Origin of the sequence: Paenibacillus pedocola (genome assembly GCF_031599675.1) — a bacterium.
GTDB classification, from domain to species: Bacteria; Bacillota; Bacilli; order Paenibacillales; family Paenibacillaceae; genus Paenibacillus_AQ; species Paenibacillus_AQ pedocola.
This window is the reverse complement of the sequence record NZ_CP134223.1, coordinates 1,715,847-1,736,852: the sequence shown is the minus strand read 5'-3', so window position 1 is coordinate 1,736,852 and position 21,006 is coordinate 1,715,847. Positions and strand designations below refer to the sequence as shown.

11 protein-coding genes are annotated in these 21,006 nt (G+C 48.2%); 4 read left to right on the top strand and 7 right to left on the bottom strand.

The annotated features are described in order from the left end of the window. Positions 1-6 precede the first annotated feature (6 nt). The 3 genes from QU597_RS07530 to QU597_RS07520 all read right to left on the bottom strand — a co-directional run bounded on the left by QU597_RS07530 (position 7) and on the right by QU597_RS07520 (position 8,468). Positions 7-1,182 (bottom strand): sensor histidine kinase, encoded by a 1,176-nt coding sequence (locus QU597_RS07530; protein ID WP_310832074.1) that lies wholly within the window; start codon positions 1,180-1,182, stop codon positions 7-9. Between the two features lie 193 nt (positions 1,183-1,375). Continuing rightward, the gene (locus tag QU597_RS07525) at positions 1,376-7,084 is read right to left on the bottom strand and encodes a HAMP domain-containing protein (RefSeq protein WP_310832073.1); all 5,709 of its coding nucleotides are present in this window, start codon (positions 7,082-7,084) and stop codon (positions 1,376-1,378) included. 106 nt (positions 7,085-7,190) lie between these two features. Continuing rightward, positions 7,191-8,468 carry an ATP-binding protein gene (locus QU597_RS07520; protein WP_310832072.1) on the bottom strand — a complete coding sequence of 426 codons (1,278 nt, stop codon included), beginning with the start codon at positions 8,466-8,468 and terminating at the stop codon, positions 7,191-7,193. 220 nt (positions 8,469-8,688) lie between these two features. Between QU597_RS07520 and QU597_RS07515 the strand changes: the two genes are divergently transcribed. The 4 genes from QU597_RS07515 (at position 8,689) to QU597_RS07500 (ending at position 11,816) form a co-directional block, all read left to right on the top strand. Continuing rightward, positions 8,689-9,681, top strand: a complete 993-nt coding sequence (locus QU597_RS07515) for a YiiG family protein (protein ID WP_310832071.1) — start codon at positions 8,689-8,691, stop codon at positions 9,679-9,681. Between the two features lie 159 nt (positions 9,682-9,840). Next, the gene (locus QU597_RS07510) at positions 9,841-10,131 is read left to right on the top strand and encodes an ArsR/SmtB family transcription factor (RefSeq protein ID WP_310832070.1); all 291 of its coding nucleotides are present in this window, start codon (positions 9,841-9,843) and stop codon (positions 10,129-10,131) included. A 72-nt stretch (positions 10,132-10,203) separates the two neighbouring features. Next, positions 10,204-11,385 carry an MFS transporter gene (locus tag QU597_RS07505; RefSeq protein WP_310832069.1) on the top strand — a complete coding sequence of 394 codons (1,182 nt, stop codon included), beginning with the start codon at positions 10,204-10,206 and terminating at the stop codon, positions 11,383-11,385. A gap of 251 nt (positions 11,386-11,636) precedes the next feature. Further along, positions 11,637-11,816 (top strand): hypothetical protein, encoded by a 180-nt coding sequence (locus tag QU597_RS07500; protein WP_310832068.1) that lies wholly within the window; start codon positions 11,637-11,639, stop codon positions 11,814-11,816. A gap of 162 nt (positions 11,817-11,978) precedes the next feature. On the opposite strand, the gene QU597_RS07495 is transcribed toward QU597_RS07500, so the two are convergent. The 4 genes from QU597_RS07495 to QU597_RS07480 are packed head-to-tail and all read right to left on the bottom strand — an operon-like array spanning position 11,979 to position 20,974. After that, positions 11,979-13,265 (bottom strand): cellulase-like family protein, encoded by a 1,287-nt coding sequence (locus QU597_RS07495; RefSeq protein WP_310832066.1) that lies wholly within the window; start codon positions 13,263-13,265, stop codon positions 11,979-11,981. Further along, entirely contained in the window at positions 13,258-15,627 is a 2,370-nt protein-coding gene (locus tag QU597_RS07490; protein WP_310832064.1) for a beta-galactosidase, read from the bottom strand. The genes QU597_RS07495 and QU597_RS07490 overlap by 8 nt, the downstream gene beginning before the upstream one ends. Before the next feature lie 16 nt (positions 15,628-15,643). Beyond that, positions 15,644-17,593, bottom strand: coding sequence for a glycoside hydrolase family 2 protein (locus QU597_RS07485; protein ID WP_310832062.1), 1,950 nt, complete (start codon positions 17,591-17,593; stop codon positions 15,644-15,646). Between the two features lie 33 nt (positions 17,594-17,626). After that, the gene (locus QU597_RS07480) at positions 17,627-20,974 is read right to left on the bottom strand and encodes a tetratricopeptide repeat protein (RefSeq protein ID WP_310832060.1); all 3,348 of its coding nucleotides are present in this window, start codon (positions 20,972-20,974) and stop codon (positions 17,627-17,629) included. Positions 20,975-21,006 lie beyond the last annotated feature (32 nt).

The following is a 21,006-nucleotide window of genomic DNA, read 5'->3' as shown; positions in this document are numbered from 1 at the left end:
AGCATTTTATTTATCGCATACCCAAGGCAAAGTAACGCTCACAGTGGTTCCCACCTGCAACTCTGAATCCACCTTAATTTGCCCTCCATACATTTCGATTAACTGTTTACAGATCGATAAGCCGATCCCTGTCCCTTTGGGCTTAGTAGTAAAGAAAGGATCGAATATCCGCTTTAGTTTCTCGGGCAGAATTCCTTCCCCGTTATCTTTAAAGAGCAGGATAATTTTGTTTGTCTCAGCCGCGGTCGTGATCGTAATCTGTATTCTCCCTTTGCATGCTGTGAAGGAATCAATACTATTTTTCAAAATATTCAGGAACACCTGCTCCAGTTGAGAAGCACTTCCAAACGTTAGTACCGTTTCTGCGGTATAATCCACTGAAAGAACAATATCGTCACTAAGAATGAGCTGATTCACAATGTTATTCACTCTATGTATAACCTCTATAACATTAAATACTACACCACTATCCTTCTTACTATCCCCTTTTCGGGACAGTAGCAGAAAGTCCGTTACTAATCCGTTCAGTGTATCAATCTCTTTAATCGTTATGTCCATGTATGTACGCAATTCTTTGGCCTTGATCTCAGGTTCAGCCAGCCTGTTATTAACAAGCTGGGCAAATCCTTTAATTGAAGCCAGCGGATTACGGATTTCATGTGCCATGCCGGCTGCCATTTGCCCCATTACAGCAATTTTTTGTTCATGTAAACTGTCAATCAGTTGTTTTTTATTTGACAGATATCCCAGGGTAAAACCACCAAAGCGGGTCCAGTTACTTTCCATTAAGCGATTGTAGAAAAACAGCCGGTTCGCGGAATCATCCACAACCTCATCAATGATCGTAAACATTATATTCTGTGCGGTTAAGTTTAAATCCTTACTCATTTCAAGCAGGATTTCAAAATGATCACTGAATATTTCTGCTGTATAATTCCCTTGCTGAACCCCCTCTTTTTCCTGTGTATCCAGGTACCGGCCGTAATCCAAAGCATCCAGGAACATTGCATCGATCATATGAATGAATGCCGTACTGAATGTTGAGTTTAACAGGTCCTTATACGTTTCTACAAACCAGGCGGATTGGATGTTTTTTAGAGTAACAGAGTGATAATGCCGGTCCAAAATGGTTGAAACAGCCAGGATTAATGACGTACGCAATTCCTTTTCACTATATGCCATTTCTATCCTCCCTCTTTGTTGTTTATATTCAATAAATGTGTATATTTTCCTCCTTCAACAAAACCACAATTCCATAATAATCACCTCATTCTATTTTACTTCAAATTTTAAACATTCGCTCTATAAAATTACAAAGCAGCACTTCTCCAAAAATGACAGAAGTGCTGCTTGCTGGTGAAGCTCATAGGTTAGGTTATTTGTCCAGCCAAGTCCGCATCATGGATAACAGCTGCGTACTATTGACCGGTTTGGTAATGTAATCCGAGCAGCCAGCTTCGAGGCACAGCTCCCGGTCTCCCTTCATGGCTTTGGCCGTAAGTGCAAGAATAGGAAGGTTCTTGAATTCTGCCTTCTGCCGGATCGCCCTCGTCGTTTCGTACCCGTCCATTCCCGGCATCATGATATCCATTAGCACGATTTCGATATCCGGTGTCTGTTCCAGGAGATCAATGGCATCCTGACCGTTCTCGGCAGGAATGACCTTCATATGATGACGCTCCAAAATCGAGGTAAGCGCAAAGATGTTGCGGATATCATCATCCACTACCAGTACTTTTTTAGATTCGATCATTTCATCCGAACTATATAGTTTAACCAGCTTATCCCTTAAGTCGGATGGCAGGTCCTCCGCTTTAAGGTGCAGGAAGAGAGTCGTCTCGTCAATCAATTGAGTATTCGTCTTCACCTCTTTGATGACCGCCATCTTGACCAAATCATCCCACTCGTTCTCCTCAGCGGTTGTCAGCTTTTTGCTCAGGCGTGCTACGACGGGAACTTTTTTGTTTTTAGCGTTCTTGTGCATATCCCGGACAAACCGGATGAGATTCATATCGGGCAAGTTATTGTCCAGAACCACACAGTCGAAATCTTTATTATTGATCTGGTTCAAAGCCTTACGTCCCGTGTCGACCACCGTGAGCTTGATATCCTGATTGCTCAGCTGGTCGACGATTTGCTTGCGCTCTTGCTCATCATGAACAGCAATCAGCAGGCTGCGGCCCTTCTTGTCGGTGAATTGATTTAAACGGTCGAGTGCATTCTCAAGCTCTTCGTTTGTCACCGGTTTCCGGAAGTAATCGTGAACCCCCTTCTGCAGCAGGAGCACCTCTTCCTCATCCACGGTCATAACACAAATCGGAATATGCCGCACATAGATATCGCTCTTCAGCTGCTCCAGTACCATCCAGCCGTTGGTATCCCCGCCAAGATGCAGATCCAGCGTTATAGCAATTGGCTTATACTTATGAACGAGCTCCAGTGCATCATAGCCGCTGGACGAAATGACAGCTTTGATTCCTCTTTTGTGAAGAAGATCGAGAATGATCTCATTGAACTTCTGGTCATCCTCCACAATCAGGAATACGCGGTCTCCCGGCTCAAGGTTATCCCGGTCGTCGAGCAAAGCTTCCTCCGCCGGTTTAACCAGGCTGCTTCTGCGTTTAGGCGGAGTGATATCAATCACTTCCGGAACATGCGCTTTTTTGATTTCCGGCTCCGTGAATTCCGCTTCAGTCGGAAGATACAGATTAAATACGCTTCCCTTGTTCACTTCACTGTACAGGACAATTTCTCCGCCCAGCATTTCGGCAATCTCACGGGATATGGCTAAACCTAAGCCTGTTCCGCCATATTCCCGGTTGGTGCTGCCGTCCGCCTGCTGGAAGGCCTCGAAAATGATCTGCTGTTTTTCATGCGGGATGCCGATCCCTGTATCGCTTACGGAGAAGCAAATAACCGTTTTGGCCCGGTTCAGCGATTCATTCTCCGGATGCCAACCCTCAGTCGCCTTCCGGATCTGGAGCATGATCTGTCCTTGTTCCGTGAACTTAAAGGCGTTTGAAAGCAGGTTTTTTAGAATTTGCTGAAGCCGTTTGAAGTCCGATATTATTCTGGCCGGTAAGCCGGGATCTACCTTGATCCGGTACTCGAGCTTCTTAGCATCCACCATATGGCGGAAGGTACGGTCCAGCCCGTCGGTCAGCTCCGCCAAGGATACTTCACTATAATCCGGCGTAATCGTGCCCGATTCGATTTTGGACAGATCCAGAATATCATTGATCAGGTTTAGCAATTCGAGTCCGGAGTCCTGAATCGTCTTTGCAAACTTCACCTGAATCTCATGAAGATTGTCATCCGGGTTCTCGGCCAGCTGTTCTGCCAGGAGCAGCAAAGAATTCAGCGGGGTACGAAGTTCGTGCGACATGTTGGCCAAAAACTCGGATTTGTACTTGGATGTGAGGGCAAGCTGTTCCGCTTTCTCCTCCAGATATCGTTTGGCCACCTCGACCTCATGGTTCTTGCTCTCCACTTCCGCTTTCTGCAGGACGAGCAGCTTCGCCTTATCCTCGAGTTCGTCATTTGTATTCCGCAGCTCCATCTGCTGCTTTTGGAGCTCTTCGGTAAGGGACTGCGACTGGATCAGCAGCTCCTCTGTACGCTGGTTCGCCTGCATCGTGTTAATCACAATTCCGATCGACTCCGTAAGCTGATCCAGGAATGCAATATCGATATCGCTGTAAGGGCGGAAGGTTGCAAGTTCCAGAATCGCGAGCACCTGATCCTCGAAAATAATCGGCAGTAAAATGATGTTGAGAGGTGTAGCTTCGCCCAAAGCGGACGAGATCACCACATAGTCACCCGGTACGTTGGTAAGCAGGATCCGCTGTTTCTCGATCAGGCACTGGCCGACCAGGCCTTGCCCGGCCCGGAATTCGTTCGCCAGGTGTTTGCGGCTTTGGTATGCATAGCTGGCAAACAGCTTCAGTACCGGTTCACCGCCGGACGGTTCATTGATATAGAAGACACCGTGCTGCATGGACACGAGCGGAGCCAGCTCGGACAGGATCATGCGGCTGACCGCATACAAATCCCTTTGTCCTTGCAGAAGCCGTGAGAACTTGGCGAGATTGGTTTTGAGCCAGTCCTGCTCCGTATTGATACGGGTCGTTTCCTTCAGATTCCGGATCATTTCGTTGATGTTGTCTTTGAGCGTCGCGACTTCTCCGGATGCAGATACGTCGATAGCACGTGACAGATCGCCATTCGTTACCGCAGTTGCAACGTTAGTGATGGCGCGTACCTGGGTGGTCAGCGTACTCGCCATGTAGTTAACGTTGTCGGTGAGATCACGCCAAGTACCGGCCGCGCCCGGAACGTTCGCTTGCCCGCCAAGCTTTCCTTCAGCACCTACCTCACGTGCCACGGTAGTTACCTGATCTGCGAAGGTTGCCAGCGTCTCGATCATATTATTGATTGTATCCGTCAGCTCGGCGATTTCGCCCTTGGCTTCTACAGTCAGTTTTTGCTTCAGGTTACCGTTCGCAACTGCCGTCACGACCTTGGCGATACCGCGCACCTGATCTGTAAGGTTGGTCGCCATAATATTAACGTTGTCAGTAAGGTCTTTCCAGATCCCTCCGACGCCGCGGACCTGGGCTTGGCCGCCCAGCTTACCGTCTGTACCGACCTCCCGGGCCACACGCGTAACCTCTGAGGCGAACGAATTCAGCTGATCCACCATCGTATTGATCGTGTTCTTCAGTTCCAATAATTCGCCTTTCACGTCAACCGTAATTTTCTTGGACAGGTCCCCGTTCGCTACTGCCGTTGTAACACCAGCAATGTTACGCATTTGAATGGTCAGGTTGCTGGCCATGTAGTTAACCGTATCGGTCAAATCCTTCCACGTACCGGAGACATCCTTCACTTCCGCTTGCGCGCCGAGTTTACCATCGGTCCCTACCTCGCGCGCTACGCGCGTAACCTCGGAGGCGAAGGTCGAGAGCTGATCCACCATTGTATTGATCGTATTCTTCAGTTCAAGGATTTCGCCTTTTACGTCAACTGTGATTTTCTTGGACAGGTCTCCCTTTGCTACCGCCGTTGTAACGTCCGCGATATTCCGCACCTGATCCGTAAGATTCCGGGCCATGTTATTAACGCCTTCGGTCAAGTCTTTCCAGGTTCCGCCGACCCCTTTAACCTGAGCCTGTCCGCCCAGTTTCCCTTCCGTACCGACCTCGCGCGCCACCCGCGTAACCTCAGAGGAGAACATGGAGAGCTGGTCCACCATCGTGTTGATCGTATTTTTGAGCTCGAGGATTTCCCCTTGTACATCCGCCGTGATTTTCTTGGACAGATCGCCGTTCGCTACGGCCGTCGTTACGACGGCGATGTTGCGCACTTGGTTGGTTAAGTTAGACGCCATGTAGTTTACACTCTCGGTCAAATCGCGCCAGGTACCCGCAACGCCTTTAACTTGGGCTTGTCCGCCCAGCATCCCCTCCGTACCTACCTCCCGCGCCACACGCGTTACTTCGGAAGCGAAGGTAGAGAGCTGATCCACCATCGTGTTAATGGTATTCTTAAGCTCAAGAATTTCACCTTTCGCATTCACCGTGATCTGCTTAGACAGGTCGCCTTTCGCAACCGCAGTGGTCACCTCGGCGATATTACGCACCTGATCGGTCAGTGTACCGGCCATAAAGTTAACGCTATCGGTCAAATCCTTCCATGTACCCGATACGCCTTTAACGTCTGCTTGACCGCCCAGAATCCCTTCCGTAGAAACCTCCCGCGCCACACGCGTAACCTCTGAGGCGAAGTTGCTGAGCTGATCCACCATGATATTGATCGTGCTTTTCAGCTGGAGAATCTCGCCTTTTGCATCCACAGTAATCGTCTTCGACAGATCACCCTTAGCCACAGCTGTTGTTACTTCCGCAATGTTACGCACCTGGTTGGTTAAGTTAGACGCCATGTAGTTTACGCTCTCGGTCAAATCACGCCATGTGCCGGAGACGCCTTTTACATCCGCCTGTCCGCCGAGTATCCCCTCCGTACCGACCTCGCGCGCCATACGGGTAACCTCAGAAGCAAAGGTAGACAATTGATCCACCATCGTGTTAATTGTGTTCTTAAGTTCCAGAATTTCACCTTGCACATCAGCAGTAATCTTCTTCGAAAGATCGCCGTTTGCGACCGCAGTGGTAACAACCGCAATGTTACGCACCTGGTTGGTCAGGTTGGAGGCCATGTAGTTTACACTTTCGGTTAAATCCCGCCAAGTACCGGATACGTCTTTAACATCCGCCTGACCGCCAAGCTTACCTTCCGTGCCGACCTCACGCGCCACGCGCGTAACCTCGGACGAGAACATGGAGAGCTGTTCCACCATGGTGTTGATCGTATTTTTGAGCTCAAGGATTTCTCCCCGGGCATTTACCGTGATTTGCTTCGACAGATCCCCGTTTGCTACGGCCGTTGTTACCGCCGCGATGTTACGCACTTGGTCCGTGAGGTTGGTAGCCATATAATTCACGCTATCTGTAAGGTCTTTCCAGGTGCCCGAAACCCCTTTGACGTCTGCCTGACCGCCCAGAATCCCTTCCGTACCAACCTCGCGCGCCACCCGGGTAACCTCGGAAGCAAAGGTGCTCAGCTGATTCACCATCATGTTAATGTTGCTTGCCGTTCTCTGGAATTCTCCGGTGAGCGGTCTGCCTTCAATTTCCAGCTCCACCTTCTGGGACAGGTCCCCTTTGGCCACGGCGTTAATTACCCGCACCATTTCGCTAGTAGGTTGAATCAGGTCAATGACCAGACCATTCAATGAATCTGTGATAGTCTCCCATGATCCGCCCAAATTTTTCTGCACAAATCTTTTCGAAAGATTGCCCTCTTTCCCGACAACCTTGGCTACCGTCTGGACTTCATAGACCAGGCCTTCCTGAATATCCATGATCTCATTAAATGTATCTGCTACCTTGCCGGCTACACCCGTGCGGTCATAAGGCATTCTGTAGGAGAAATTGCCTTTCTTCATGGCCATTAAGGCGTTGAGCAGTTCGCCAGCGTCAATTTGATCATCGTTTTTCTCGTTAGTTTGGTTTTGATCCTTCATACTCAACCCTGCCCCTTTAGCATCAAATATTTAGAATACTCTAATTGGTCATCTCTAACCGGATCGCTTGACCGTAAAAATTGCCAAGAACCAGTCAGGATAAGAATCAGAGCCTAGTATCGCTGTTGATCGTAATATCCGTTCTAGCAGGCTTCCGAACCGGATCGTCCGGAGTCTGAGTGAAGGAATCCGGGTTCAAGTACGGCTTGGCACCAACTGTAAAAATGAAAGTTGCACCGGGTTCATCCGACGGTTCTACCCTTATCGTGCCTCCCATTAATTCGATCAGGGATTTACTGATCGATAATCCAAGCCCCGTGCCTCCAAACTTACGGGTCGTTGAGGCGTCAAGCTGGGAGAAGGGCTGAAACAGTTCAGTTATCTTCTCCGGAGGGATACCAATTCCGGTATCCTTTATAATAAATTCGAGCGTAAGTGAATCCGCTGTCTCGGCGAGCTTGTTAACCATTATGTATACACTGCCTTCAGGTGTAAACTTCACAGCATTGCCCACAAGATTATTCAACACCTGACGGAGACGATTCATATCTCCTATGATCCATGATGGCAATAAGGGATCAACCATTAACACCATTTCCAGGTTCCGTTCCCTGGTTTGGGCCGTAAACAGATCAATCGTTTCATTCAAGCAGTGCTGTAGAGAGAACGGTGCCTCCTCCAGTTCGATCTTTCCCGCTTCGATTTTGGAAAAATCCAGGATGTGATTGATCACAGAGAGCAGTGCATTGCCGCTCTTGTGAATAATCGCCGCCATCTCCGCATATTCCTCAGGTAAATCGCAGGCCAGAAGCAAATCCGACATGCCAATAATTCCATTTAGCGGAGTCCGGATTTCATGGCTCATCATGGCCAGAAACTCGGATTTCACACGTGAGGCAATTTCCGCCGTTTCCTTGGCCTTGCTGAGCGCCTGGTTCGTTTTCTCCATCTGCTTCGTTTGTTCCTTCAACATTTCGCTTTGGATCTGAAGGGTTTTGTTAGCTTCATACATGCTGACGTAACCCTCAATTTTGGATTTGAAAATTTGCGGAACGAGAGGTTTCGTCATGTAATCCACTGCACCGACCGAATAACCGGCAAAGATATGTTCCATGGTATTGCTGGTTGCCGTCATAAAGATGATTGGCACGTATTTATTTTTCTCCCGGGTCCGGATGATGCCGGCTGTCTCGAACCCGTCCATTTCAGGCATTTGCACGTCCATGACAATGACAGCAAACTCCTCTTCCAATAAACACCGCAAAGCTTCCATACCGGAATAAGCCCGAACCAGAGTATAGGGTTCTCCGCTCAGAATCGCTTCAATGGCAACCAGGTTTTCCGGGTGATCGTCTACGAGCAGGATGTTAACTGGAAAATTCATGACGTCCCTCACCTTCCAACTTATGGCTTGCTGGTTGTACGTTTATTATTTCAAAAACAAAGGTTATATACCCACATCTTCGAATGCTGAAACCCGCAACCTGCATCTAACTTTTATTTCAAAAATTTGCTACTCAAGTCTCAAGACCTACTCACCAAATAACTTTAAAATTGAACAACATAAAAGCACTATAAATGACTCAGTCGGAGGAATCCCTATTTTGAGAAAACTATCATTCGTTATTGCCATTATCATGTTAGGTACACTATTGTCCGCTTGTTCTTCCGTTACTTCCACCATGGATCAAACACCTGCAGGTGTTACGTCCGGCGAGAGCAAAGAAATCGAGAAATACAATGCGTATGTGATGCTGAATAACTTGATGACAGGTAGAATCAATGAGGTTCTGGTTCATTATTTCGAAAAGCTCGGGGTTGATACACAGCCTGTAATCGAAAAGAACTTCAGCTTCATTATGCTTGACGTTGCTGAAACGGAGCGGGAGGTTATTGATAAAGCTAACGGCTATACCGCAAGTCAGCCTGCTTTTGCAACCGCGGACCCCTTAGTGACCAAACTGACACCAGTCATCAAGGATTTGTTGTCCGTCCTGGACGATATGAAAGCCTACTATGATTCAAAAGGCTACGTGGATGATAATTTCGCACAAGGAAAGCAGCTGCATACCAGGCTGGTAAATGCCAATCTCGCTTACGAAAATGTCGCCACCCAATACTTCAGGGCTCTGCAAAAATTGGGTAACGAGCAGCGTCTGGCTGAACTGCAAAAACTTAAGGATGCAGACCAGCAAATCAGATATAATGCCTTAAAGTTCATGATAGATGCCGAGGCCACGGCCATTGAAATGGATGAACAGGGAATCAGCGCAGGCAATGTGCTGCAGCTTGATATGACGAAGTTTAAAGCTAAATACGACATTATGACCGCAGACTTGAATGAGCTCATGACAATCTCCAAAGACAAGGAACGAATTCAAAAAGAAGGGGTTAACAGCTTCAGTATCGGGAACTATGTGGATGCAGCCACTGAGGCAAAAGCGGCCGCTTCAAAAATTATTGAACGTATTAATAAAAAGGAACCTGTATCTGATTCTGACCTGAACGGCCAGTTCCTGCACACTACGGACGGTACACCTGAGAATTTCAATTATCTGCTAAGCAAGGCAATCGAACGGTATAATGAAATGAATTAAATTGATAGTTCATTTCAGAACTACGGCAGCCGGCCAGATGATCGGCTGCCTTTTCGTTATACTAATGAGCCGAATAATTCCAATATGTTGTATTATTAATCGGGATGGTGTTATTTTTTAAAGACTTGATTTGTAGGAAAATCTTAGTACAATAGTTTTATGACTACTCAAAAAATAATACATGATGAACTCAGAGTCAAAATATTTAAAGCATTAGCCGATGAAACCAGATTAGACATCATACGAGCTTTATACGTAACCAAGAAGGAGATGAATTGTGGGGAAATAGGAGACATTCGCGATACTTCGAAATCAAATACTTCATACCACTTACGTACTTTAAAGGAGGCGAAATTGATAAAGGTACGAAAAGAAGCTCAAGCGAAGTATATGACTATCGAATTAGAGACATTTCAAACATACCTACCTGGATTTCTGGATACGTTGTAGAAGGAAATTCTTTTTTTCTTTATTAGTTCAATAATATTTGAACTACAGAACTATATGAGAAGGGTGAATAAAATGTTTAAATTAACAACCTTATTTTTCCTCATCATGTTTGTGATCGGCACAGATACGTTTTTGATTTCTCCGCTTATCCCAACGCTACAATCTTTGTTCCATATTCCGACCGAATATTCGGGTTGGATGGTAGGATCTTATGCACTAGGCTATGCCCTATTTGCCCTGATTGCCGGACCGCTTTCCGATGGTTGGGACCGCAAAAAGGTTATGCTTTCCGGCATGGTCTGCTTCTCGATTTCGACTATGTTTTGCGGCTTAGCCACAGGATTTTGGTCGATGTTCTTATTCCGCTTTTTAGCTGGAGTTAGTGCTGCATTCACAGCTCCTCAAGTTTGGGCCTCGATTCCTGCTCTGTTCCCAGCACAAAAAATTGCTAAAGTATCAGGAATCGTCATGGCAGGCTTGGCTGCCTCTCAAGCGTTTGGTATCCCTATTGGAAGTCTGCTTGCCTCAATCCATTGGTCTTATCCTTTTTTTACAATCGGGATATGTGCATTATTGGTGGCGTTATTCATTTTCTATGTTTTGCCTGAAATGAAACCGAATCAAGCTCCGAAGGCCAAGACTCCGATTTTCAGCAGATACCTCCCGCTATTGAATAGCCGAACTGCAAGAAGGGCTTTTTTCGCTCATTTTTTATTTCAATGCGGATTCTTTGCTGCCTTTTCGTTCATAGGAAAATGGGGGGCAGATCGCTTTCATCTTTCCATTGATCAAGCGGGGTATATGATGTTTTTTCTTGGTCTCGGGAATATAGCTGGCAGCTTATGCGGTGCCCAGGTGATCAAAGCTTTAAACCGTTTTAATACGCTGGTTGTGGGCTTTCTTGTCTCAATCGTATGTTTCATTGTTCTGCCTCACTTGCCATCGGTTTCGGTTTTCGAAAGTGTTTACTTTTTCGTATTCATGAACATGGGGGTCGCTTTTCCATTAATATTGGGCATGCTGAATTCATTAAATCCAGCCATCCGCGGCACGATCTCCAGTTTAGCCAATTCGATCATGTACGCTGCGACAACGCTCGGTTCTTGGATTGCAGGTCTAATTTACGCGGCTTTTAATGGTTTTTATGCAGTAAGCATTTTTGCGGCTATTTGCTTTGCCGGTTCGTTGTTATCTTTTATTTTCAGCGGTATTTTGGCAAGGGAAGGGAAAACAAAAAAGGAATATGCATCATAAATGTATAGAAGCTGTTCTCAGCGCTACTGACACAGCCTCAACTGGAAGGATGTTACAGGATTCCGTTTGTTGATGTATGAGGCCGGCTTTCGCGCATAGTTCTTTAAGATGAGACGCACACTATTAAGGTGATTTGCCCTATCTGCCGCACTTCGTTTGAACGGAGCTTCGGGGAATCGGGAAACAGCCGAGATAATATACTTATGCCCTTTGGCAAAATCATTCGAGAATAAGATGAGGAGGCACAAGTAATGTCCAATAAAAAAAGTTACTATGCATTTGAGGAGCCGACTGGCACCATAATCGAATTTCAAGCCACAAGCTTACAACAGGCCATGGTGATTAAAAAGAAGAGGGCTCACGAAATGGGAATTCCTAAAGAGGCTTTTGAACTTACCACCATACGCAAAAAACCAACCCAGAGCGCATGAGCCTAATTCGAGTGGCTTCCTCATACATGCATAAAGCCTTTAGGGTTTCATCGTAAATGTTATATTGCCGGGCATTTCGGCATAATTGGTGTTCTGGGTAACGGTAAGCTCGGACTTCATTACGTCCAAGCTTACCGCTGGTTTTGCAAGGCCAATCGATGATTACTCGGAATCCAAAATAAACCGGTTCCATTTGATCTGCCAGGCGACGTCATTCCAAAACGGATGATGCGGTGCGCAGTTTGAGCACAAGGTCATGCCCCAAAACCCTAACGACATTCCTTTCCGCAGCGCATATTCCGCAATAAATTTACCGACCGGCCCCTCCTCGAATCCGGCATGCAGCGGTGTGTAGCCAACATAGCCCTCACCAATGACGATCGGAATTCCCGAATGACGAACCCAGTCATGAACCTCCTCAAAACGGAAATCGGCCTTCTGCAGCATAGCCAGTTTGTGGGCGCTGTAACGGTCATATAAATAGAGGTCCCATTGATCCGGATCCGCCCAATCATGCAAATAAATGAGCTTCATCCCGACCGGATTTCCTTCCATCCGCCACTCCTGGCCTTCCGGCAGCATCCACTCTTCAAATGGAGGCGCATCCGCTCTCAATAAAGACTGAACAAAAGGGTTAGGGAATGGTATCTGCTCATCATTCAGCCCTGCAGCATCCATGAGCTCAGTTAATACGCCTTTGATATAGAGATGATAGTGGGCTATCTGCAGATTACGGGCGACATATGACTTCGGATACGCTTCGTTAAGGGTATAGCTGGCTGTCATCAGAATATCAGGATGCTGCTCCCGGAGATAATCGATCGCTTCCTCAATATACGGCTGCATCGCTTCAACAAGCTTTGGCGTATCCGTTGCTGTGATCCCCTGTTCAACGCCTACAGCGGTAAGCTGTCCGAATTCCACCTCATTATGCAGCTCGGCATATACAATCGTACTTGCGTATCCTTCAGCCTTAATAAACCGGATCAGCTGATCCATGGACCTTGCAATCGCCATGAAGCGTTCCTTGGGAGGAATGGCGGCAAGCTCGTCTCTTAGTTCCGGATGGGCCAGGAAGCTTGGACTTTGCTGGTATTCCCAAGAAGACAGCATGATATAGCAGCCATGTGCCTTCGCCTGTCTGAACAGCTCGACCAAATGGGCATGACCATCCAGCTCCGCTCCACCGCGGCAATTGTACCAGCGCGTGCGTTGACCGACCTCCCCGAGATTGCCGAATTTCAGCCGGCCTGGCCGCTTTCCATCCTCCGTGAACAACATGTAGGGCATCGCACAAATGCGAATGGTGTTATACCCCCGGTCTACCGCCTCCTGGAAGCGTGCGGCCAGATCGTTATAGGGCTCCCCCGGTAAAGTCATTGTGTACCAGGAGAAATCCCACATCGTAATCGTTAATTTCCGGGGCAAACTCTTCATTAATTCATTCATTCGGGCTGCCCCCTATAACCATCTCGTAAACCGGAACCGCATGAACAGAAGTAATCTCTGCAATCAGCTCTTGAGCGGTCTCATTCCACCCTGCCATCGTCGTATTACTGTTAACAACAGTGCCCTTGCGGATCGGCGACACATAGAGATACATTCCCTTCTCAAGCAGCCGCGCCTCAAAGCGCTTCAAGCCAATCTCCCATGTCGTGCTGTTGCAGAAGTTATCATGAATGAGGTCTCCGTCAATGAAGGCATAGCCGATGTCCCCGGAATAATCAATCTGCAGCAAGGCTTCCTTGAGCCCGTCTAATGAACCGGGGGCAAATTCCAGAACAGCCCGTTCGTCCTTGACCTTGGTACACGTAAAGGTAATCTCTTTCTTAGGTGCAAGCAGCTTATAGGTTGTGAATAAACCATCTTCTGAGGTCTCCGTCAGCTGCCCGCCCGTTACTGCACCCAGAGAGCCGGCAAAATCAGGGAACACCCGCAGAATGACTTCCTCTTGATCCGTGGATTCAAGCTTGATCTCATCCCCAGCTATCAGCAGGTTGGCGTCCGTGAACAATACACGCTGCTTGCCGCGGATGTCCGCCTTCCAGAACCCGAGGCTCTGTTCGCCGGTCATGGTATAGATCACAATTTTTTGGCCCTCTGCGGAAACAAGACGCACTACACTCGCCCCCTGATCCCCTGCTTCAATAATCGTCATATTATCGAGCTGTTTGATACAGCCTTTATCGGCTTGAACGCTTGCCACATCGTCTGTATTTAATGCATACGTTCCCTTCATGCCTTCAGGTACAAAGAAGAAATAGTACACTTCATCCTCTACAACCAGCTTCGTGATGAGCTGCGTTGTTGCATATTTCAGCGTGATACCGGCCAGATCGAAGTTATACGGCAAAATCGCAAAGCTCTCGCGGCCAAGTGTTAGCTCACCTTCAGCCGGAATGGTGATCGTCTCACCGGGAAGCTCGATGCTAACGTTCATGTCCCGCAAATCATGATTTTCCACATGATCCTGAAAATTGTTCAGAAACAGGAACCCTGAGCCCGCGTGGGATCGGACGGCATACCGCAAGTTATCCACCTCGTAAGGATCATTGTCAGAGGTATCGCCCGGTAAAATCGTCTTGGTCAAGGCGAATTGCTTCTGGAACTCTGTGAAGAGATAATGCTGCAGCTTCGTGCGCTTATACGATTCCCGTACCTGCCCGAATTCCCCGATCATAGCATTGAAGTCGTAAGATACCTTGGGCGTCGCCAGATCGTTCGTGAACAGGTTAACCTTGCCTTTCGGGTTGGTTCCCCCATGATACATATAGTATCCGAGCATATTGCAGCCCTCCGCCGTCTTCATGACGGACATGGCAGGAACGCTGTTATACGGAAACTCAAACCGGTATTTATAGAACTGAACCATCCCGCCGCCCATTTCACAGCAGGCATAAGGATAATCCTCGGGACTGTAGAACGGCTCAAAATTGTAGCTTGTAGGAATAGCGTTGTTATGTTTATCCCGGAATATATACTCAGGTGTCGCCGGATGCTCTTGCATTCCATCGAAACGGCCCTCTTCATAGTAAATCCAAGGCCAATACGCATAGCCGCCCCATAACGGGAGCATCTCCGGTACTGGCGTCGTAGCACCGCCCCACCCTGTACATGTATAGATAGGCGTGTCTATTCCTGCCTGGATCGCCAGTTCCTTCAGCAGCAGCATATGGTCATTGCCGTCACTTCCGCCATTCAGCCACATATTGTTGATGCCCGTTGTCAGGCCCCACTGTGCCGAAGAATGGTTATGCTCATTTTCAATTTGGGTGCCGATGACCGGCCCCCCATCTTTGTACAATAACCCTTGCACTTGTAAGCCGATCTCTGCATACAGCCTCCGCACATACGCCAGATAGCCCTCATCATTCGAGCGGACTTCAAAAGGACGGCCGAACATCCACTCCGGCATGCCGCCGTTACGGATTTCCCCATGACAGAATGGACCAATACGGATCATGGCATACAGATCATGCTGATGGCACAGCTGAATGAATTTACGCAGGTTTTTATTGCCTTCCCATTCAAACTCACCTTCCACTTCCTCATGCAGGTTCCAGAAAATATAGGTAGTGACAATGTTGACGCCGCCCATTTTCATTTTAATAATCTCATCTTCCCAGCAGCGTTCATCATAACGGGAGAAATGGAATTCTCCGCAGATCCCGAAAAAAGGCTCTCCGTTCTTTTCCATATAGTAGTTCGTAAAACGAATCTCCTCACCCGCAGGATTCACGCCACCCAGCTTAATATGGCCTGAAAAGATATTTTTGGTATCCCCGCTTACAGCGATGCGATAGTTTTTCATATAAGCTACCCTCTCCTTAGTCCATTTCCTGTGCAAGTACACTAAACCCATTCGGACGATAGATGGTAAGTACCTGCTTCTGCACAGAATTTGCTGTTGCAGTGATGTTCATTGTCAGGCATTCTCCCGGTTGCATATCAGGAATCACCTGTCTGGCTAATTCTCCACCTGCCGAAGACACTGTTAGGTAATAGCCCTTCGCGGCATAGCTGGGAATATCGTTCCGGCATTTCAATATCACCTTGAGCGCATCTTCACACCAAACCGGCTCCTCTGCCAGCAAGAGCGGTGAAGAAATCTCACGCAAGGCAGCATAAGAAGGCTTCACTCCGTTATAGATATCCAAAGACCCATGAATCCGCTGCTTCCATTTCCCTTCGCCGTCTTCTCCCATCTGCGTGCGGTAATCATTTAAGCTGAAGAAGATTAATGCCGCAAACTGGGGATGCTGGCGGTAGATTTCTGTTTTTTGCAAAAGGATCTCCGTTCTTCTGGCGTCTCCGCCATCAAAAGCCGGCTCGCAGAGCCCGTATTCAGCCACAACAACCGGCTTATCGGGATGATCGGCAATAATCTGCCTGATCACTTCATGCTCATCCAAATCGCCATGCCAGGTTCCGATATAGTCATTCCACATTAACAGGTCCCCAGCACCGGTAGCATCGTTGCCGGGCTTAAAGTGGATCGTGTTGCTTACATAGTTAATCAGCCGCTGGGAATCCAGCTCCTGAATCTCCTGCTTCAGCAGCTTCATGTACTGCCGGGTAGTCTCCGATTGCCCGTTCAGCTCATTGCCCATCCCCCAGGCGAAAATACACGGGTGATGGGAATGATCCGTAATCATCTCCTTCGCCTGTGATAGCGCTAACGCGAAAGTACGCTGATCCGGTTCATCAGGCTGCTGCCAATGCGGGATTTCTTCCTGCACCAGGATTCCGTTACGGTCGCACCAGTTAAGTAATTCGCTGCCCTGCTGCCAGTGGAAACGTGTAATAACACAGTTGGCTTCCTTCAGCCTCACAAGCATAGCAGTAAGCTCATCCTGCTTCTCAGCCATTCCGCTAACCGGGCTGGAACCCGGCATCCATTCTACTCCCATCAGGCGGACAGGCTCACGATTTAACCAGAGCTCATGTCCTTTAACGAGAATCTCCCGAAACCCAAAGGTCACAGCCACATGGTCTTCAATCCGCTCTCCTTCCCGGAGGGTGAGCTGAAGCTGATACAAATGCGGATGATCAAAATACCATAAGTCTGCCGGATATAAATGAACATCTGTAAGCTGCCAGGTCAACGTTTCCGGAGGTAAGGACCGCACGTCATGCCATATCCTTTGGTCATCCTTAAATATGGCGATTTCCACTGTCGCAGCAGCAGATGGTTCACACAGAATTACGTCTGCGGACAGCTTTCCAGCAGCCCTATTGTCAACTTGTCCGAACTGAACCTCCGGGCTGACTTTAATGTGTTTAATGGCCGTTTGCCCGGTTACTATGAGTTTTACGGGCCGGATGATGCCTCCGTCATCCGCCCAGTCAAAGCTGGTTCCTTTCGGAAGTGCCACATCACTAGGCGAATTATCCGCCTTCACCGTAATCCGGTTCTCTGCGCCGTACCGGATATTTGCTGTCAGGTCTATTTCAAATGCAGTATAACCCGAATTGAAGTGCGAACCGGCTTGATGACCGTTAATCCAGATCACCGTATCACGATATACAGCATCGAAATGTATTCGGATCCGGCTGCCGCACCAATTCTCAGGAATATAAAGTGTGTACTCATACCACCCGGCACCCCGGTATTCCTCCAGACCTTCCTGCACATTCCATGTATGCGGAACAGTAACCTTCATTGGGGAGGGCAAGCCTGCTGCCTGCCACTCCTCTTCTTCTCCCAAATTTGCAGCATCCGGCTGAAACAACCAGCCTTCGTCCATACTTACAACGTGACGCCCTCTATTAGACAAGGTATAAAGTCCTCCTTCATTTTCGGGTTCAGCCTAAATCACCGTTTTACTGCTTAATCGTCTATGCACCATGGCCCCTTGATGATTAGGTTCCATTCCCAGAACGAATTCAAGTTCGGCTCCCGCCTCTTCGTTACGGCCAAGTCCCAGTAGTCCAAGACCCCTCATATACCGGCAGTGAACTTCATTCCTTACGTTCAAATCATCCTCGAACACCAGGAAGTCCGGCAGGGAAACAGCGAAATAATCAAATTTCACTTCGTCGAAAAGATGCTTCTCCGCGTAATCGATCAGCTTATTGAAACGGCGTTTGGCCTCCTGTCCGTTACCCAGCTCAAGCCAAGCCATTCCCTGATAGAAAATCATATCCGGCGGCTGGTCATTGTAATACATTGCACTGGCAGGCTTCTCCAATCCCTGTGAAGCAATGTTGAAGCATTCCTGAGCCCGTTCAGTCTCTTTTAGACCTTTATGGGCCAGTCCAAGATAATAATAAACATTATTCTCTTGCGCGCCTGACAATTTGCCTTCCCCCAGATGATCCGGATACATCAGTGACTGATGCAGGTATTGTACGGCCTCTTCATAGCGTTCATCAGCCAAAGCCTGTTTGGCTAGTTCCACATGGGCAAATACATGCTGTCCTGTGACTTTACCTTCGCCGCCTTCCCACGGATGGAACTTCCGCCCTTGCAGCGCATGAACTGCCTTCTCATACAAACCCTGCGTATTCAAAAGCGTAGTGTATTCCACATAGAGATCGTCGCGTGTATTCACTAAATCCAGATGTTGCTCCAGGTGGGTAGAGCGGTTCTCCGCCGTGTAGCCAAGCTTTTTATACAATTGATCCAGCTCATACAATACGCGTGCATCATCCGGCTTGCAGGCAAAAGCCTTCTCCATAGAGGTAAGTGCCGCTGCTGTGTCCCCTTTTTTGTTAAAATAAGCGAGTGCCAGATTCCGGTGGACCGTCGCGAAATCATCCCCGATAGAACGCGATGCTTCCCAATGGGTAATTGCAGCTTCATGTCTTCTTTTATCGTACAGCCAATTCCCCAGATAGTAATGGGCTTTATCATCCTCAGCATCCGCGGAAATGGCACTTGTCAGCACTTGCAGATCGAATAAACTATTCGGGAAACAGTAATCCGGAGCTGACGCGTTCCCGGCTTTTCTATGAATTCGGGCAAGCTCTAAGTTCCCGGCTTTCTCATGCAGGTACCCAAGCGTATAATGAAGCATCGGATATACCTTGGACTCCTGACCGGCTACGATCCGTTCAATCACTTCAATGGCTTCCTCCACGAATCCGCAATGGTCATAATCAGCAGCCAGATTCAAATAATTATGAGCATCTCCGCGCATAAGCCGCAGCAGATCAGCCTTCACTTCGCCGGCTTTCGTCTGCTCTCCTTGCAATGCAAGGATCAGGTAGCGTTCGTTAGCTGAACCAAAATCAGCGATATCCAGAGTAAGTGTCTCCTCCGAGAAGTGCAGTGCTTCCTCCAGCTGTCCCAGCTTGCGGAGAAGCACAGCTTTCAGATGACGAGCTTTGTAGTTGCGGGAATTGCGGATGAGCGAACGGTCAACCAGCTCCAGCGCTTCTCCGAATTCCCCCTTTTCACAAGCAATTTGCGCCAGCGTGAAGAAGCCGGCATCCTGCCAGGCCGCCGACCAAGTCGATTTGTAGAGAGCTGCAAACGCTTCTTCCAAGCGGCCTTGACCTTTAAGCACCACCCCTAATTGATATAGAGCTTCACTGTCATATGGATTCGGATTCCGCCAGGTAAGTGACTTTACCGCAATCCGGAAGTGTCCTTCTGCCTCCGCATACAGCCCGCGGCGCAGCAAGAGTGTACCATAAGCCACATTAAGGCGGATGTCGCTTGGATCGCGTCTTAAACCCTCCAGATAGTAATATTCTGGTTCGAACGTTGCATGGCGGTATTGCTCCAGATGCAGTCCGGCCAGATAGAGCTGCTCATTGGTTCTCAGCTCTTCAGGAGCAGGCAGCGGCTTGGCAGCATCCGGTACTTGCTCTATAGAAGGTTTCGCAGGCTGATAAGCAATAAGCACAGTACCGTTTGCAGCCCGGACAGTCAGCATCAAGTCATGCGGCTGATCCTGACCATCAAGCGTAATGACCGACTTGAAGGTCTGTGCCGGCGATAGATCAGTGATTTCCTGTAAATAGATCCGGCGGCTACCCCGGAGTTCAATGACAGTGCCGGTAAACCTGGAAGTTGCATACGCCAATACAGTGGCTTCACGTGTTTTCTCGTCAACTTCCAGATTAACGGCAGCATCGATAGATGCATTTTTGACGACACCGATATTTTTATAGGGCATGAAATATTGTGTGAACGATTTCTCTTCATAGGGCTGCAGCCATGTGAAATCCGGCTGATTGTCGGTGTAGACACCGGTCATGAGCTCAATGTAAGGCCCGTCTTCATCCGTCAGATTCCTGTCCCATGCCTGGCCGAATTCACCATTCCCCCAAGTCCATTGCTTCTTCCCGGGCGAAACATGATGGTTCGCTACATGCAGCAGGCCTGCCTGAACCCCATGATCATATCCGCCGATAAAGTTATAATCCGACTTATAAGCCATATACGAGGTAGGGACAGGGATATTTTTGTAACGTGAAATATCAACGCCTGCCGAATAGTCCATTTTGTAATAAGTACCTGTTGCAATTGGAAACCGTGAGACGTCACGTTTACCATGGTCGAAGACAGCCGTTACATCCGGCGGAAAGACGGATTGCGTATGATCGTTAACGGCAACTGCAGGGTTTGCCCACCACAGGAAGGTCTGCGGTTCAGCTGTCCGGTTATAGAGCTGAGCCGAAACTTCCAAATAAGCCTTGCCCGGGTACAGAGTGAAGCCGGCTGTTACTTTGGTTCCATACATACGGTCGATTTCACTGACCCAAACGGTAGCGCTTCCACCTTCATTTTCAGTCAGCTTGTACTCTAAAGGACCATACGTATTCGGACGGTGATGCTGCGGCCAGTTGAACTCAATACCGCCAGAAATCCATGGACCTGCAAGGCCAACCAACGCTGGTTTAATAACCCGGTTGTAATATACGAAATCGTAGTTATTGGTTTTGTCCAGCGCCCGGTAAATCCGTCCGCCAAGTTCAGGCATGATCTCGATGCGGATATATTCATTCTCCAGGATAACCATCTGATACGGCTGGAGTTTCTTCTCATCTTCAATTTTATCGATGACCGGATGCGGATAGACTTTACCGGAGCTTCCCTGATACACACGCTTCTCCAGGAACATCGGGTTCGGGTCAGGCTTCCCGGTCCCATAAGTAGGAATAGAGATTACTTCTTCCCATATGCGTACTGCTTGACTCACCATCATCACTCCCTAAACTTATTATCTATACTTTACCT